Origin of the sequence: Limnochorda sp., assembly GCF_047459355.1 — a bacterium.
In the GTDB taxonomy this organism is placed as follows: Bacteria; Bacillota; Limnochordia; order Limnochordales; family Limnochordaceae; genus Limnochorda.
The window spans coordinates 41,632-57,237 of record NZ_VSCV01000014.1; the positions used below are offsets into that span (position 1 = coordinate 41,632).

Annotated in this window: 16 protein-coding genes; 2 read left to right on the forward strand and 14 right to left on the reverse strand. The window is 70.9% G+C overall.

The features are described from left to right. Positions 1–153: 153 nt before the first annotated feature. The 11 genes from FWJ67_RS06615 to FWJ67_RS06665 form a co-directional block, all read right to left on the reverse strand. Positions 154–960, reverse strand: coding sequence for a tyrosine-type recombinase/integrase (locus FWJ67_RS06615; RefSeq protein WP_304174001.1), 807 nt, complete (start codon positions 958–960; stop codon positions 154–156). A 276-nt stretch (positions 961–1,236) separates the two neighbouring features. Further along, a complete protein-coding gene (locus FWJ67_RS06620; RefSeq protein ID WP_304173999.1) occupies positions 1,237–1,557 on the reverse strand; it encodes a ferredoxin family protein in 321 nt (106 codons plus the stop codon). Beyond that, positions 1,554–2,873, reverse strand: a complete 1,320-nt coding sequence (locus FWJ67_RS06625) for an FAD-dependent oxidoreductase (RefSeq protein ID WP_304173997.1) — start codon at positions 2,871–2,873, stop codon at positions 1,554–1,556. The genes FWJ67_RS06620 and FWJ67_RS06625 overlap by 4 nt, the downstream gene beginning before the upstream one ends. Continuing rightward, complete coding sequence (locus FWJ67_RS06630; protein WP_304173995.1) at positions 2,866–3,924, reverse strand: electron transfer flavoprotein subunit alpha/FixB family protein; 1,059 nt, start codon at positions 3,922–3,924, stop codon at positions 2,866–2,868. Before FWJ67_RS06630 ends, FWJ67_RS06625 begins: the two co-directional genes overlap by 8 nt. Then, entirely contained in the window at positions 3,924–4,850 is a 927-nt protein-coding gene (locus tag FWJ67_RS06635) for an electron transfer flavoprotein subunit beta/FixA family protein (protein WP_304173993.1), read from the reverse strand. The genes FWJ67_RS06630 and FWJ67_RS06635 overlap by 1 nt, the downstream gene beginning before the upstream one ends. A gap of 330 nt (positions 4,851–5,180) precedes the next feature. Continuing rightward, positions 5,181–6,035, reverse strand: a complete 855-nt coding sequence (gene rbsB, locus FWJ67_RS06640) for a ribose ABC transporter substrate-binding protein RbsB (protein ID WP_369686582.1) — start codon at positions 6,033–6,035, stop codon at positions 5,181–5,183. Between the two features lie 249 nt (positions 6,036–6,284). After that, positions 6,285–6,689 carry a D-ribose pyranase gene (gene rbsD, locus FWJ67_RS06645; protein ID WP_304173989.1) on the reverse strand — a complete coding sequence of 135 codons (405 nt, stop codon included), beginning with the start codon at positions 6,687–6,689 and terminating at the stop codon, positions 6,285–6,287. A 14-nt stretch (positions 6,690–6,703) separates the two neighbouring features. Continuing rightward, positions 6,704–7,726, reverse strand: a complete 1,023-nt coding sequence (locus FWJ67_RS06650; protein WP_414481867.1) for an ABC transporter permease — start codon at positions 7,724–7,726, stop codon at positions 6,704–6,706. Next, the gene (locus tag FWJ67_RS06655) at positions 7,723–9,291 is read right to left on the reverse strand and encodes a sugar ABC transporter ATP-binding protein (RefSeq protein WP_304173985.1); all 1,569 of its coding nucleotides are present in this window, start codon (positions 9,289–9,291) and stop codon (positions 7,723–7,725) included. Before FWJ67_RS06655 ends, FWJ67_RS06650 begins: the two co-directional genes overlap by 4 nt. Beyond that, on the reverse strand, positions 9,288–10,283 hold the full coding sequence (gene rbsK, locus FWJ67_RS06660; protein WP_304173983.1) for a ribokinase: 996 nt from the start codon (positions 10,281–10,283) through the stop codon (positions 9,288–9,290). Before rbsK ends, FWJ67_RS06655 begins: the two co-directional genes overlap by 4 nt. Positions 10,284–10,286: 3 nt before the next feature. Then, the gene (locus FWJ67_RS06665; protein ID WP_304173981.1) at positions 10,287–11,315 is read right to left on the reverse strand and encodes a LacI family DNA-binding transcriptional regulator; all 1,029 of its coding nucleotides are present in this window, start codon (positions 11,313–11,315) and stop codon (positions 10,287–10,289) included. A gap of 185 nt (positions 11,316–11,500) precedes the next feature. Here FWJ67_RS06665 and FWJ67_RS06670 point away from each other — a divergent pair, with 185 nt between their 5' ends. Beyond that, positions 11,501–12,745 carry a M28 family metallopeptidase gene (locus FWJ67_RS06670; protein ID WP_304173979.1) on the forward strand — a complete coding sequence of 415 codons (1,245 nt, stop codon included), beginning with the start codon at positions 11,501–11,503 and terminating at the stop codon, positions 12,743–12,745. 86 nt (positions 12,746–12,831) lie between these two features. Here FWJ67_RS06670 and FWJ67_RS06675 read toward each other — a convergent pair whose 3' ends face one another. The 3 genes from FWJ67_RS06675 to FWJ67_RS06685 are packed head-to-tail and all read right to left on the reverse strand — an operon-like array spanning position 12,832 to position 14,688. Then, positions 12,832–13,803 carry a lysostaphin resistance A-like protein gene (locus FWJ67_RS06675; protein WP_414481866.1) on the reverse strand — a complete coding sequence of 324 codons (972 nt, stop codon included), beginning with the start codon at positions 13,801–13,803 and terminating at the stop codon, positions 12,832–12,834. After that, complete coding sequence (gene aroQ, locus FWJ67_RS06680; RefSeq protein WP_304173975.1) at positions 13,793–14,245, reverse strand: type II 3-dehydroquinate dehydratase; 453 nt, start codon at positions 14,243–14,245, stop codon at positions 13,793–13,795. The genes FWJ67_RS06675 and aroQ overlap by 11 nt, the downstream gene beginning before the upstream one ends. After that, complete coding sequence (locus tag FWJ67_RS06685; RefSeq protein WP_304173973.1) at positions 14,242–14,688, reverse strand: GIY-YIG nuclease family protein; 447 nt, start codon at positions 14,686–14,688, stop codon at positions 14,242–14,244. The genes aroQ and FWJ67_RS06685 overlap by 4 nt, the downstream gene beginning before the upstream one ends. Before the next feature lie 452 nt (positions 14,689–15,140). Here FWJ67_RS06685 and FWJ67_RS06690 point away from each other — a divergent pair. Then, positions 15,141–15,606 (forward strand): LysM peptidoglycan-binding domain-containing protein (locus FWJ67_RS06690; protein WP_414482653.1); only part of this gene is annotated, 466 nt, incomplete at its 3' end.

A 15,606-nucleotide genomic window follows, 5' to 3' on the forward strand; every position in this document is an offset into this window, starting at 1 on the left:
CCGGACAGCCCGGCCCAAGCACGGGCCGTCCAGAAGGGTCTTGGTCCGTGAAATAAGGACCATTCTCATTCTCATCAGGAAGAATGCTGAACGAAAGGGACGAAGTTCCCGAAGAGGAAAGGACATATGTCCCACTCAACCAGCCCGAAAGGGTCATGGGGCGCGCCGGCTCGCCTGGGCCCGCCAGGCGCTCCGGCGCAGGGCCTGGATGGAGACGGGCGGAGGAAGGCCTGCCTCCACCCACGCTCGCCGGAAGAGGCGTTCCAGGCTGGCCGCACTCAGGGCGGCGCCCCGGGCGCTCAGGAAGAGGGGGCCGTGGGGGGCGTCATGGCTCAGCCGACCGGCCGCCGCGAGCTGGGGTCGCTCCCGCTGGAGGTAGCGCCGGAGCACCCGGAGGGTGTGGCCGTCTAAGGGCACCACCCGCGGCTCCCGCGGCCCGGGGAGGCTGAGGCGGGGCTCGTTAGGGGCCAGGTCGCCTAAGGTGATCTGGACCAGCTGGCTGATCCGGCAGCCGGTGGCCGCCACCAGCTGGAGCGCGCTCCGGTCCCGCCAGGGGTAGGGGGAGAGGCGCTGGCAGGCGGCCAGGAGCCCCTCCACCGCCGCAGGGGAGAGGCCAGGGGCCGGCTGGTGGGCGGGCCGGGGCTGAACCAGCCCCGCCGTTGGGTCGTGGGGGAGACGCCAGCCAGGGTCCTGCTGGAGGAAGCGGAAGAAGGAGCGCAGACAGGCCAGGTGCCGGGCGATGGAGTTCGGCCGGAGGGCCCGCTCCCGGCGGAGGTAGACCAGGTAGGCCCGGACATCGGGCCGGTGGATGGCCTCGGGCGAGGTGGCCAGGGGCTCCGCGCCCCGTTCGGAGAGGAACCGGCAGAAGCTCCGGAGATCCCGCTGGTAGGCCCGCAGGGTGTTGGGGCTGGCCTGGCGCTCGAGCCGGAGGTGGATGAGAAAGTCGGCGACCGCGTCCACCAGAGCGGGGCGGCGGGCCCTGAGCGGGCGGCCTCGGAGGACAGGTTGAGCCAGGGGAATCGCCTCCTTGGCTCCCCCTGGGCAGACGGTCTGGAACGGATGTCCATCGGAAACGGATAGCCCTTGGAAACGGATGGACGAACGGATGGATTTGGAATTCGCTGCCAGGGGCCGGGATCCTCCCCGGGAGACGAACGGCCAGGCCCGCCCCGATGGGGCCCGGCCTGGCCGTGGCTGCTTGTGCTGTGGCCTTTGGGAGGCGCCGCCCGGGAGGCCTCAGCCGTACCGGTAGGCGATGCCCGTCCCGCCCGTCGGGTAGCGCCAGTCGATGTTCTGGTGGGGGCAGGCGATCCGGCAGGTGCCGCACTCCAGGCAGTTCTCGAAGGCTACATGCATCCGTCCCTCGCCTGCCTGCCACTCGTAGACCCGGGCGGGGCAGAAGGTTTCACAGGGCCGCTCGCAGGCGGCGCAGACGGCCTGGTCCCGGATGGCCAGGTGGGGGGCGGTGTCCGCCTTGTAGCGGATGGTGAAGAGCTTGGCCTCCAGGTTGACCGTCACCGGGGCCGCCTGCTTCCCATTCTGAGTCTGCACGCTCATCCGTTGATCGCCCTCCATCCTCGCCAAGCGAGCCTCAGGAGGCCGCCGGGGCCGCCCGCCGCTTGGATCAGGTCCTGCATGATCTCCTTGTGGGTCTGGGCCTTGGGCCGGCTGTCCACGGTGAAGAAGCGGAAGGCCGCCTCGTTGAGGGCCCCGATCAGCCCGTCGAAGAGCTGCTTGGGGTCCTGGCTGGCCAGGAACTCGGGCATCCGCTGGATCTTCTTCAGATCCTTGCCGACGAAGGACTCCCGGACCCGCCGCTCGTAGGCGGCCAGGGCCTGGGCGCTCAGGTCCCCGTTGGCCTTGGCCTCGACGATGGTCTCGCCGGCCATCCGGCCCGAGGCCATGGCCAGGTTGGTCCCCTCCCGGTGGACGAAGTTGACCATCTGGGCCGCGTCGCCGCAGATCACCCAGCCGTCGCCGGCCAGCTTGGGCATGGACCGCCAGGCCCCCTCGGGGATCATGTGGGCCGAGTACTCCTTGGTCTCGCCGCCCTTGATGAGGCGCCGGATCATGGGGTGGGCCTTCACCGACTCCAAGAGCTCGTAGGGCTTCACCCCGCTCCGCATCAGGTCGCTCACCATGACGCCGATGCCGAGGGAGATGCTCTCCCGGTTGGTGTAGAGGAAGCCCAGTCCGGTCATGCCCTGGCTGGTGGCGCCCAGGAACTCGATGGTGGTCCCTTCTCGGCCCTCGAGGTTGAAGCGCTCTTCGATGGTCTCCCGGGGGAGGGCGATCACTTCCTTGACGGCCAGGCTCACCTCATCGGGCCGCCAGGTCCGGTGGACCCCCAGCTCCTCCGCGAGGAGGCTGTTCACCCCGTCGGCGATGACCACCACGTCCGCGTAGAGGTCGCCGTCCTCCCGGTCGGTGTGGACGCCGATGACCCGACCCGAGCGGTCCCGGATCAGCCCCGTGGCGACCGTCTGGTAGATGGGAAGGGCCCCGGCCTCTTCCGCCTTGCCCGCCAGCCACGGGTCGAACTTGACCCGGAAGGTGCTCCAGGCGTTGTACGGCTCACTGTTGAACCGCTCGTGCTTGTGCCCGATGGAGACCACCGATTCGGGCCCCAAGAGCCAGTACCGCTGCTCGGTGATGTGCCGTTCGACGGGGAAGGTCCGCTCCTGGGTGCACCCGGGGATGAGCTCCTCCAGCTCGTGGCGGTAGATGATCCCGCCGAACATGTTCTTGGCCCCGGGGAACTCGCCCCGGTCCAGCAGGACGACGGACAGGCCGGCCTTGGCCATGGTGTAGGCGGCCGCCGCCCCTGCTGGCCCGGCGCCGACCACCACCGCATCGAAGTGCTCCTTAGCCACGCGCCACCGCCTCCTCTCCCACCAGCGCCCGCCGGCGGGCCTCCTCGATCAAGGCCGGGACGATCTGGTGGACGTCGCCCACGATCCGGTAGTCGGCCACCTGGAAGATGGGGGCGTCGGGATCTTGGTTGATGGCGACGATCACCTGGCTCCCCTCCATGCCCACCACGTGCTGGACCGCGCCGCTGATGCCGCAGGCGATGTAGAGCTTGGGCCGGACGGTCTGGCCCGTCTGGCCGATCTGGTGCGCCCGGTCGATCCAACCGGCATCCACCGCCGGCCGGGTGGCGCCCACCTCGCCGCCCAGGAGCCGGGCCAGCTCCCGGAGCATCTCGAAGCCCTCGGGGCCGCCCATGCCCATGCCGCCGGCCACGATGACGGGGGCGTCCTCCAAGTTGACCCGGTTGGGATCCCGGATGAACTCGAGCACCCGGGCCGCGATCTCCTCTTCCCGGATGGTGACCGGCACCCGCACCAGCTCACCCTGCCTGGACGGGTCCTTGGGCAGAGCCTCGAAGACCCCCGGGCGGGCGGTGGCCATCTGAGGCCGGCGCTGCTTGCAGAGGATGGTCGCCATCAGCTTCTCGCCCATGGCCGGCCGGCTGGCCAGAAGGAGGCGGGACGGTGGCGGCTCCACGTCGATCTGGGTGCAGTCGGCGGTGAGGCCCGTCTCCACCAGGGTGGCGATGGCCCCGGCCAGGTCCCGGCCGGTGTAGGTGGCGCCCACCAGGCAGATCTCAGGCTTGGCCTCCCGGATCACCTCGACGGCCGTGTGGGCGTAGGGCTGGGTCCGGTACTGCTCCAGGACAGGATCGTCGGCCAGGTAGACCACGTCGGCGCCGTAGGCGATGGCCTCCTGGGCCACCTCTTCCACCTGATGTCCCATGACCAGGGCCATGAGCCGGGTCCCCAGCTTGTCGGCGATCCGCCGGCCCTGGCCGAGGAGCTGCCAGCTCACGCTCTTGGCCTGGCCGCCGTGCTGCTCAACGATGATCAAAACCCCTTCGTGGTCCGTGGGAACCTGCACCTCTTGGGCTTTCCCCTTGGCCATCACGCAACACCCCCATTCACCGGGCTCCCATCGGGCGTGCCGGCGCCCCCATCGCCGGCCGGAACCGGGGCCACCGCCCAGCCGATCTGGGCCGGCAGCTCCGTGGCCAGGAGCCGGTCGAAGAGCTGGCGGGCCACCTCGGCGGGCGTGCCCGGGCCCTCCTCGCCGTCCTGGCCCGTCAAGGTCTCGCCCGCCCGGCTGACGGGCTCAGGGACCCACGCCTTCCCCACCACCGTGGGAGACCCCTTGAGGCCGATCCGGGTCCGGTCGATCTCGGGGAAATCGTCGACGGTCCAGGTGATGGGCTCGTACCGGACGGCCCGCAGCATGCCGGGCATGCTGGCCCGGCGGACCTGGTTGATCCCCTCCACCACGGTGACCAGGGCGGGGAGGGCGGTCTCCACCACCTCCACACCGTCCTCCAGGTGGCGCTCGACGGTGATCCGCCGGGCCTCAGGATCGATCTGGCGGATGCGCTCCACGTAGGTGAGCTGCTCCAGCTTCAAACGGGTGGCGATCCCCGGCCCCACCTGGCCCGTGTCGCCGTCCAGGGTCTGCTTGCCGCAGATGACCAGATCCACGGGCCCCCACTGGTCCGCCACCTTGCGGATGGCCTCGGAGAGCACGTAGGACGTGGCCAGGGTGTCCGCCCCGGCGAAGGCCCGGTCGCTGACCAGCACCGCCTCATCCGCGCCCAGGGAGATGCACTCCCGCAAGGCGGCCACCGCCGACTTGGGCCCCATGCTGACCACCGTCACCCGGGTGCCAGGGAACTGCTCCTTGATCCGGACCGCCTCTTCGACCCCGTGGAGGTCGAAGACGTTGACGATGGACGGCACGCCCTCCCGGATCAGGGTGTTGGTCACCGGGTCGATACGGATCTCCCGGCTATCGGGGACCTGCTTGACACAGACGACAACATGCAAAAAAGCTCATCCTTTCCAGGCTGGTGAGCTTACGAGGGGTGCACCGAAGGAACAAGAATGTGAGCACGTTCACAATTAAAGTCTTCGAGCCCCAGAACGCGACTCCTCTCATTTCCTCTCTGGCAGAAGCCTCTGGTGAAGGAAAGGCCTGCAAGCCCGGGAGGAGCACGGTGGGGCAGGGACCAGGCGAGGCACGGCCCCAGGGCGCCCGGGAAGGAGCCCCCGGAAGAAGGGCCGGGCCCCCCGAAGGGCCCGGCCCATATTTCGCACGGTGAGGCGCCTTTCCTGCTGGGACCGCCGCCTCGGCCAACCGAGGCGGGCAGCGCGGGACTACTTGGTCACCAGCATCAAGGGCACGGGGATGAAGGGGTCCACCGCCTGGCCCTGGAGGTACGCGATGGCCGTCTGGACGGCCAGCTCGCCCATCAGAATGGGCTGCTGGGCCACCGTGGCCGCCATCCGGCCCTCCTCCACCGCCCGGACCGCATCGTCGGTGGCGTCGAAGCCCACCACCATGATCTTCCGGCCCGACGCCTCGATGGCCGTCAGAGCACCCAGGGCCATCTCGTCGTTGTGGGCGAAGACCGCGTCGATCTCGGGCTGGGCCTGGAGGATGTTCTCCATCACCGACAGGCCCTGGGCCCGGTCGAAGTTGGCCGTCTGGCGGGCGACCACCTGGATGCCGGCGTGCTGGCCGATCACCTCATTGAAGCCCTGGCCCCGATCCCGGGCGGCCGACGCGCCGGGGATGCCCACGAGCTCCACCACTTTGCCGCTACCGCCCAGCTGCTCGACGATGTACTCGCCAGCCATCCGGCCACCGGCCACGTTGTCGGAGGCGATGTGGGAGACCACCTCGCCATCGTCAGTACCCCGGTCGACGGTGATGACGGGGATGCCCGCGGCGTTGGCCTGGAGGATGGCGGGGACCACCGCCGACGAGTCGGTGGGGTTGACGATGATCAGGTCCACGCCCTGGACGATGAAGTTCTCGATGTCAGCCAGCTGCCGGGCGGGGTCGTCCTGCGCGTCGCCGACCACCAGCCGGACGCCTGCCTTCTGGGCGGCCGCCTGGGCCCCATCCCGCAGGTCCACGAAGAAGGGGTTGTTCAGGGTCGAGATGGAGAGCCCGATGGTCTGGGCCCACGCCGCCGCCGTCGAGCTCAAGAAGAACGCCACCAGCAGAACAGGGACGATCCAGCTTCTTCTCACCGTTCACCCTCCTCGATGGTGATGCTTCAGCCTGATGCCCTCAACGACACGACATGAGGGAGGCGGCCCAACGCCGCACGCAGGATGGATGCCCCGCATCACCTCCTTTGCAAGCGTCCCCAGAGTCCCTGGCTGCGCCGGGCGACTCCCGGGCCCGCGGCCTCGCCGGCGGGCCCGGCTCCACCCAACCGGGGGGCCGCACCGCAGCCGGGCAGCGCCCGGTCAGCCGGGGAAGATCCCCTGGGTGCTGGAGAAGAGGATCACATTGGCATAGGGCGTGCACTCCCCCGTCCGGATGACGGCCCGCACCGAAGGGAGCCGCTCCTTGAACCGTTGGTGGGGCACGTACTCGATGGGGACCTGGAGCCGGCTTTGCACCTCCCGCCAGAGCGTCGGGTTGGCCTCTTGGATCTCCTGGGCGAGGAGGGCGCCCTCGATGCTCAGCTCGGCCAGGATTCCGTCCAGGACCGTCAGGAACGAGGGGACACCCGGCAGGAAGGCCAGGTCCACCCGCTCCACGCCTTTGGGGATGGGCAGCCCCGCATCGGCCACGACCAGCCCGTCGGTATGGCCCATCTCGCTGATGATCCGACTGATCTGGGGATGGAGGATCCCCTGACGCCGCATGGTTCCATCGCCTCCTAGTGGCTGGCCAGCGCGGATGGGTCGGGCCCGCTTCCTTCGCCCGGAGCCGTCTCCTTGGCGGCCGGGCGGAGGCCCAGCGCGCCCGCCCGGTGGAGGGCCCAGTCGAGGAGGACCGCCCCCAGGATGACCAGGCCCTTGGCCACCTCTTGGTAGAAGGGGGAAACGTTCATCAGGTTGAGGCCGTTGTCCAGGACGCCCATGATGAGCGCGCCCACCAGCGTCCCCAAGATGCTCCCCCGCCCGCCGGCCAGGCTGGTCCCGCCGAGGATGACGGCGGCGATGGCGTCCAGCTCGTAGCCGGCGCCGGCGGTGGGCTGGGCCGAGACCAGCCGGGCCGTCAGGACCAAGCCCGTCAAGCCGGCGAAAAAGCCCGACGCGGTGTAGACCAGGGTCTTCACCCGGGGCACGGGAATGCCGGCCAGGCGGCAGGCCTGCTCATTGCCCCCCACCGCGTAGATGAGCCGCCCCCACCGGGTCCGGGTGAGGAAGATCCAGAGGACCAGGTAGGTGACCAGAAGGATGACCACCGGAACGGGGAGGGGGCCCAGGTACCCGCCGCCGATGAAGCGGTAGGCCGCATCCCGGATCAGGATGGGGCGCCCGTCGGTGTAGACCAAGGTGAGGCCCCGGGCCCAGGCCATGGTGGCGAGGGTGACGATGAAGGGGGGCAGGTTGGGGTAGGCGACGAAGAGGCCGTTGATGAAGCCCAGGACTGTCCCCACGGCCAGGGCCGCCAGGATGGCCCAGGTCAGGTCGCCGGTGGCGGCCAGGGTTCCGGCGGAGACGGCGCCCGCCAGGGCGAGGACCGAGCCGACGGAGAGGTCGATGCCGCCCGTCAGAATCACCAGCGTCATCCCCGCGGCCAGGAGGCCGTTGATGGCCGCCTGGCGGGTGACCACCAGCAGGTTGGCGGTGGTGAAGAAGCGCTCGTGCATCAGCCCCAGGATCAGGCAGAGGAGCACGAGGATGGCGAACATGCCGTACCGTTGCATCCACGCGACCCAGCGGTTCTGGGTCATGGCGTTTCACCTCCCACTGGTCGGCCCGGAGCGGTGGCCTGGCCGGCCCGGGCCAGGCCCGTGGCCAGCCGCATGATCTCCTCCTGGGAGGTCTGCTCCGGGTCCAGCTCGCCCTGCAGGCGACCGTTGGCCATCACCAGAATCCGGTCGGAAAGGCCCAGGATCTCTGGCAGCTCCGATGAGATGAAGAGGACCGCCCGGCCTTGCCGGGCCAGCTCGTCCATGATCTGGTAGATCTCGCTCTTGGCGCCCACGTCGATCCCCCGGGTGGGCTCCACCAGGATGAAGAGCCGGGGATCGGTGGCCAGCCACTTGGCCAGGACCACCTTCTGCTGATTCCCGCCCGACAGGTACCCCACTTCCTGGTGGAGGGAGGGAGTGCGGATGTTCAAGCGCTCCACGAAGGAGGCGGCCACCGCCTTCTGGCGGCCCCGCTCGAGGAAGCCCGCCCGGGTGAAGCGCTCCAGGGAGGCCAGGGTGGTGTTGGCCACCACATCCTCGCCCAGGATCAGCCCTTCGTGTTTCCGGTCCTCGGTGACCAGCGCGAGGTGGTGCGCGATGGCCTCCCGGGGGCTGGTGAGGCGGACAGGCTGGCCGTTGAGGAGGATCTCTCCCTCAACACCCCGGACCGCGCCGAAGAGGGCCCGGGCCAGGACCTCCTGCCCGGCTCCCATGAGGCCGAAGAGCCCCACGATCTCATGCTCGTGGAGGGTGAAGCTGATGTCGAAGAGCTTGCCGGGGAGGGAGAGGTTCCGCACCTCCAGGAGGGGCCGGCCCCGGGCGCCGCGCCGGGGCGGGAACCGGCCGGCCAGCTCCCGGCCCACCATGCGGGCGATGACCTGATCCTTGGTCCACTGGTCCGCGGGGCCGCTGCCCACCTGGCGGCCGTCCCGGAGCACGGTGATCCAGTCGGCCAGGGCGAAGACCTCATCCAGCTTGTGGGAGATGTAGACCAGGGCCACCCCTTGGGCCCGCAGGGTGCGGAGGAGGGTGAAGAGCCGCTCCACCTCCGCCTGGGTCAGGGCGGCGGTGGGCTCATCGAGGATGAGCACCTGGCAGTCCCGGGCCAGGGCCCGGGCGATCTCCACCATCTGCATCTCGGCCACGGTCAGGCTCTCCACGGGCCGGGTGACATCGATGGCCACCCCCAGCCGGTCGAGCACTTCCTGGGCCCGCCGCCGCATCTCCTGGATCTGGAGGAAGCCCCGCCGGGTGGGCATCTCGGCCAGGAAGAGGTTCTCCGCCACCGAGAGCGGCCCCACCAGGTTGAACTCCTGGTGGACGATGGCCAGGCCCCGTTCCCGGGCCTCGGCCGGCGAGCGGAGCTCGACGGGCTGTCCGTCCCAGAGGATCTGGCCTCCGTCGGGCCGGTAGATGCCGCTCAGCACCTTCATGAGGGTGGACTTGCCGGCGCCGTTCTCGCCCACCAGGGCATGAATCTGGCCCGGATACAGGTCGAGATCCACGCTGTCGAGGGCGACGACGCCGGGAAAAACCTTCCGGATCCCCCGCACCGCCAGCCGGGGCGTGGGGGCGTGGACGTCCGGACGGGCGCCTGGACTCACGGGTAGCTCACCCCCTGCTGGGTCAGGAACGCCAGAACCTCCTCCCGGGCGGGCAGGCTGGCCTGGGCGCCGGGCCGGGAGACGGTCAGGGCCCCGCAGGCCGCGGCGAACCGCAGGGCCTGGGCCACCTCGGTACCCCGGACCAGCTCGGCGGCCAGGCCGCCCACGAAGGCGTCGCCGGCGGCGGTGGCATCGACGGCGGTGACGGGGAAGGCGGGGACCCAAAGTTCCTGCCCGTCGAGCCAGGCGAAGGCGCCCCGGCGGCCCAGGGTGAGGATGACGTACCGGGGGCCCTGAGCGGCCAGCCGGCGCGCCGCCTCCCGGATCGCCTCATCCTGGTCAAGGGAGGGGAGCCCGGTGAGGGCCATGGCCTCCGTCTCATTGGGCACCAGGTAAGTGACCTGGGCGAGGAGTTGGGCGGAGACGGGCCGGGCGGGCGCCGGGTTGAGGAGGACGGGGATCCCCAGGGACGCGGCCTGGGCCGCCGCCCGCTCCACCGTCTCGACGGGGACCTCGTGCTGCAGGACCAGGATCCCCGCCCGTTCAAACCAGGGTGCGGCCGCCTCCACATCCCCGGGGGAGAGGTTGGCGTTGGCGCCCGGAGCCACCACAATGGTGTTCTGGCCCGACTCCTCCACGGTGATCAGGGCCACACCGGTGGGGGCCTCACTGTCCTCGATGAGCCCGTCGGTGGCCACCCCGCCTTGGGCCAGGGACTGCCGAAGCGCCTCGCCGTACGCGTCCCGGCCGACCCGGCCCACCATGCGGGTGGGCGCTCCGGCCAGGCTGGCGGCCATGGCCTGATTGGCTCCCTTCCCGCCGGGCGAGGTGCGGAGCCTCTGGCCCATGACGGTGGCACCCGGGGCAGGCAGGACCTCCACGTGGACCGTCAGATCCATGTTGAGGCTGCCGATGACCAGCACTTCCGGCCCCTGACGGTCACCGGCTGGGGTGAAAGCGCTTTCGGCTGATGCGGACTGGGTCGTGTTCATCTCTCATGCCTCCCTGTGGACCACGGTGGTCTGCCGCAAGACCAGCCGGGGCTGAAGGACCAGCCGGCGGGGGGCCTGCTGGCTGTCGGCAAGCCGCTCAACCAGGAGCTGCGCGGCGAGTCGTCCCATCTCGTACTTGGGCTGGGCGATGGTGGTGAGGGCCGGCCGGCTGAGGGCCGCGAAGGCGATGTCGTCGAAGCCGATGAGGGCCACCTCGTCGGGCACCCGGATCCCCGCCTCCTCCAGATAGCGGAGAACACCCAAGGCCATCATGTCGTTTTGGGCAAAGATGGCGGTGGGCGGGTTGGGGCGGGAGAAGAGGATCCGGGCGGCCTGATACCCGCCCGACTCCTTGAAGTTCCCTTCGATGATCAAGTCCGGATCGAGGCTGACACCCCGCTCGGCGGCCGCCTGGTGCGCGCCCACCAGCCGGTCCCGCGCGGTGCGGACCCGTTGGGGCCCCGTCACCACCGCCAGGCGGGTGTGGCCCAGGTTGAGCAGGTGCCGGACGGCGAGGGCGCCGCCTTCCACGTTGTCGGTGAGGACCGCATCGACGGGCACGTCGTCCTCGTCGACCAACCGGTCCACCAAGCCCACCGCGACGCCCCGAACGAGCCACCCTTCCAGCAAGGGCGCGCCCAGGTTGGCGCCGGCGAAGAGGATGCCGTCCACCCGGCCGGCCTGGAGGCTGGCCACGTAGTGCTGCTCGCGCAAGGGGTCGCCGTCGGTGCTGCCGATGAGGAGGGTGTACCCGGCTTCGGCGGCCGCGTCTTCCACGCCCCGGGCGATCTCAGCGAAGAAGGGGTTGGCAATGTCGGGGAGGAGCAGGCCCAGGGTGGCCGTCCGCTGGCTGCTCAGGCTCCGGGCCGAGTAGTTGGGCGCGTAGTTGAGGGCCCGGGCCGCTTCCAGCACCCGTTGCCTCAGCTCCGGAGAGACCCGATGGTTGCCGTTGAGCACCCGGGAGACGGTGGCGGGGGAGACCCCCGCGCGCCGGGCCACATCGTAGATGGTCGCCGAGGCCAGCGTTATCACCCTTTGAGAAACCGCTTTCTGCACGCAGGGGTACCATTCTTTGCAGGGCTCTGAAACTCCTGCCGCTCCCGTCAATTCCAGGGAAGACGCCGCGCCTGGCGAAGGGGTTCCTGGGACCCGCCGGGGGCTCAGCTCTTCGGGGCCGGGCCCCGAGTTCATCGGGGTAGGGAAGAAGGAGTGAGGCCATGTCCGCCTGGGAGCACTTGGACGCGCTGACCCGTCGCTTCGAGCACCGGAGCTCCACCACCGCCCACGAGCGGGCGGCGGCCCGTTGGCTGGCCGACCGCCTCCGGCAGCTCGGATACCAGGTGGGGGAGCACCCCTTCCAGGCGCCCCGCGAGACCCTCTACACGGGCCCGCCCCTGGTCGGCGGCGCGATCCTGCTCCTGGCCTGGCTCCTGGAGCGGCTCCCATCCCCGTGGAGCTGGCTGGCCCTCGTCGGGGCCGGGGCGGCCCTGGTGCCGCTCATGGGGGAGCTCCTGGGCTCGGGGCCCAACCTGGACCTGATCCTCCCCTTGCGGCCGTCCCAGAACGTGGAGGCGATCCGGCCGGCTGCCGCGCCCGCCCGGCGCACCCTGGTGATCACCGCCCACTACGACACCCAGCGGGCATCGCCCCTCTTCGCGCCGTGGTTTCGGCCCCTGGTACGCCCCTTCCTGACCCTGGCCTATGGCGCCATCCTGGGCGTCCCCCTGGCCATGCTTCTCCGGCTGGCGGCGCCCGAGCTGGGGTGGGTGGCGCCCGTCCTGCGGGGACTGATGGGGCTCCTGGCGGCGACCATGGGCTTCCTCCTGGTCTGCAAGGGGCTGGCCCGGGACATCAACGGGGCCAACGACAACGGCTCTGGGACCGCCATCGCCCTGGCCCTGGCCGAGCGCATGGCCCCCGCGGGCACCGGCGGCGCCGCCTCCGGGGCGGAAGAGACCTCCATTCCCGTGCCGGACGATGTGGAGGTCCGCTTCCTTTTTACAGGGTCGGAGGAGGTGGGCCTGCGGGGGATGGCCGCCTGGATGAAGGGGCCGGGACGGGAGCTCCTGCCCGGGACCGTCTTCATCAACTTGGACAACCTGGGGGGCGGCCAGCTCCGGTTCATGACGTCTGAGGGGATGCTCATCCCCTTCGCGGCCGATCGGGGGCTGGTGGAGCTGGCCCGGGAGCTGGCCGCCGAGCTCCGGGCCGAGACGGGACGGGAGCTCCTCAGCGCCTGGGAGCCCCTCCACTACCTCCCGACCGACGCCCTCATCCCCATCCGGAAGGGTTTTCCCGCCATCACCTTCATCGGCCGGGACGAGCGGGGACAGATCCCCAACTACCACTGGGTGAGCGACACCTTGGACCAGCTGGATCCGGCCCATATCGGGGACGTGGAGATGGTGCTGGCCCGGTACGTCGCCCGGGTCTTGACGGCACGCCCCGCGCCGGAGGCGTAAGGGGAGAGGTTCCACCAAGGGAACGGGCTCCCGGCGAAGGGCCTGGGCGGGGGTCCCGGTCAAGGGGCCCGGCCCGCTCCCTCGGGTCACCGGGCCCGGCGCCCTCGCCCGACGAGCCACCAGGTTGCCAGGAGCAGGGTGAGGGCCGCGACCAGGCCCGCCTCGGGGCCGAAGGACCCCCCGGTGGCGAGGACGGGCCCCGTGAGGTGGGTCTCGAGGAACCGGGCGGTCCGGAGGCCGCTCAAGGGCAGGCCGAGCATGGGCCCTTCCATCAGGTTCCACCCGATGTGGAGGCCCGTGGGGAGCCAGAGTCTTCCGGTGCGGGCGTAGGCCGCGGCGAAGAAGAGGCCGGCGCAAAAGATGCCCGCGGTGGAGGCCACCCCGGCATGGGGGTTGGCCAGGTGGGCCAGGCCGAAAAAGGCGGCCTGGACGGCGGCTGCCGCCGGGAAGGGCCAGCGGGCGGCCAGGCTCTGCAGGAGGAATCCTCGGGCGATGAGCTCCTCTTGGGCGGCGAAGAGGCCGAACCCCACCGCCAGGAGGAGGATCCCCCATCCCCGGGGGACCGCCTCGGGCGGCGCCGGCGCGGGCCACGTCGCCCACCCGGCGAGACAGAGGATGCCAACCACCAGGGCCATGACGCCCCCACCCAGGAGCGTCCCGACCAGGAGCTCGCGCCCGGCCCCAGGACCGGCCAGACCCAAATGGCGGAGGCCTCGCCCGCCTCTCCAGAGGCCCCGCTGGAAAAGGTCAGTGAGGAGCGCCACAGCCAGCAGGCCCGTCAGCCCCCGGAGGGCGAAGAGCCCCGGCTGGCCACCGACCGGCCCCCCAACCGTCTCGGGGAGGGTTCCGGACCAGGGCGGCACGCCCAGCCAACGGGCGAGGAGAGGCCAGAGGCTCTGGGCCGCCGCCTCGCCCGCGGCGGTGGCCAGGGGGACGGCCACCACGTAGAGGAGGACGAAGAGCCCGATCCTGGCCCCCGAGGGTTGGGGCCCCGTCGGGCCCGACGGGCCCCGGGGCAGGCCGGCGCCGCAGGGGAAGGGGGCTCGCTCAGGTCCCATGGCGGCTTCGCAGGTGGGCGACCAGCCCTTCCAGGGCCAGCTCATACCCCAAAGGACCCAGGCCCGCCACCAAGCCCAGCGCGGCTCCGGCGGTCAGGAGGCGGTGCCGGAAGGGCTCCCGGGCGTGGACATTGGTGAGATGCACCTCGATCACCGGCAACGGCGACCCGCTCAGGCAGTCCCGCAGGGCGATGCTGGTGTGGCCGTACGCGCCCGGGTTGAGGATGATGCCATGGTGGGTCGTCTCCGCCGCCTCGATCCGGTCGATGAGGGCTCCTTCGTGGTTGGACTGGAACGACTCCACCTGGCACCCCAGGCGCTGGGCCCGGGCCTCGAGCCGGCGCTCGATGTCGGCCAGGGTCTCCCGGCCGTAGATGGCCGGCTCCCGCCGTCCCAGGCGGCCCAGGTTGGGGCCGTGGATCACCAGAATCCGCTCGTTCATCGGGTGGACCTCCTCTCCTGCCACGGCCGGGGGGACGACCGAAGCACCGGCCGGAGCTCCGGATGGAGCCTCTCAGGCGCCTCGTAGGCGGCCACCCGGCCCCCCTTGGGCCCCCAGCCGACCAGGTGGCCGGGGCAGCGGCAGTCACTGGCGCCGAACCGGGGAGGGCGGAAGGCGCCGGGGAGGCTGGCCGCCAGGCGGGCGGCCAGCTCGCACTCCGCCTCACGCGGGGCCTCCGGCCAGACGTCCGCGCCCACCACCTGGGCCTCGGCCCGCAGGTAGTCGACATGCCAGTGCCGGGCCGAACCGCCGGCCAGGTGCCGGCCCAGGCGGGCGGGGAGGGCCCGCTGCGCCGAGCCGGTGTACGCGTAGAGCCCGGCGGGAAGCCACAGGCCGGGCGGAGGCACGGGGAGATGGCACCCGTGGGGGAGCCACAACCACACCACATACACTCCTCTGGCCGGCAGGCCCATCCTCTGGCCCCAAGGGTACGGGCCAGGAGGCGGGGTGCCCCGACCGGGCCGTAGACCCCTTCCCCGAGGAAGGTTCCCAGCGGTCCCGGAGCCACCTTCCATCGGCTCACCCTCCCATGGAGCACCAAGGCCGGAAACAACCATCCCGCTCCTCTCTCCATTCGGGCTCTCCAGACCAACTCCCTGGCCCATACCGGCGAGGCCGGCCCTGGGATAGGCTGGGCCTCAGGCCCCAGGATGGCCCGGCCGGGCCGGGGGACCGGGAGAGGAGCACCAGGGCTTGGGGAGGAGGGAGTGCCGGAGGTGCACGGTGCTCCAGTCCCGGTTCCTCCAGACCTAGGCGAGCGTAGGATGGCATCGGCCGTGGGGACGGGCTCGATGCCAGGGCCTGTTCCTGCGGGGTGAACGTTATCCTCGAGAGGGTGATCAACGTGACAGACCTGGGCAAGACCAGCTGGATGCAGGAACGGCTGGCCTCAGGGTTTGGCACCCAGCAGGTCCCCTCCTGTCCCGGCGGGCAGCTCTACACCGTCCGGTCTGGGGACACCTTGTTCCGCATTGCTCAGCGGTTTAACGTCTCTCTGGACGCCCTGATCCGGGCCAATCCCCAGATCACCAATCCCGATCGCCTCCAGGTCGGCCAGCGCATCTGCATCCCGGGTGTAGCCCCCCCGACCTGCCAAGGCGGGACCCTCTACACCATCCGGCAGGGGGATACCTTCTTCCGCCTGGCCCAGCGGTTCGGCGTCACCGTCGACCAGCTGATCGCCGCCAACCCAGGGGTGGATCCCGATCGCCTCCAGATCGGCCAGCAGATCTGCATCCCGGGTGTGGCCCCCCCGACCTGCCAAGGCGGGACCCTCTACACCATCCGGCAGGGGGATACCT

Excerpts from the sequence above, each read along its gene's own strand:
- FWJ67_RS06675 (WP_414481866.1), bottom strand. The coding sequence starts at position 13,803 with ATGGGACCTGAGCGAGCCCCCTTCCCCTGCGGCGCCGGCCTGCCCCGG.
- FWJ67_RS06670 (WP_304173979.1), top strand. The coding sequence starts at position 11,501 with ATGTCCGCCTGGGAGCACTTGGACGCGCTGACCCGTCGCTTCGAGCAC.
- rbsD (WP_304173989.1), bottom strand. The coding sequence starts at position 6,689 with ATGCGGCGTCAGGGGATCCTCCATCCCCAGATCAGTCGGATCATCAGC.
- FWJ67_RS06650 (WP_414481867.1), bottom strand. The coding sequence starts at position 7,726 with ATGACCCAGAACCGCTGGGTCGCGTGGATGCAACGGTACGGCATGTTC.
- rbsK (WP_304173983.1), bottom strand. The coding sequence starts at position 10,283 with ATGAACACGACCCAGTCCGCATCAGCCGAAAGCGCTTTCACCCCAGCC.
- aroQ (WP_304173975.1), bottom strand. The coding sequence starts at position 14,245 with ATGAACGAGCGGATTCTGGTGATCCACGGCCCCAACCTGGGCCGCCTG.
- FWJ67_RS06620 (WP_304173999.1), bottom strand. The coding sequence starts at position 1,557 with ATGAGCGTGCAGACTCAGAATGGGAAGCAGGCGGCCCCGGTGACGGTC.
- FWJ67_RS06630 (WP_304173995.1), bottom strand. The coding sequence starts at position 3,924 with ATGGCCAAGGGGAAAGCCCAAGAGGTGCAGGTTCCCACGGACCACGAA.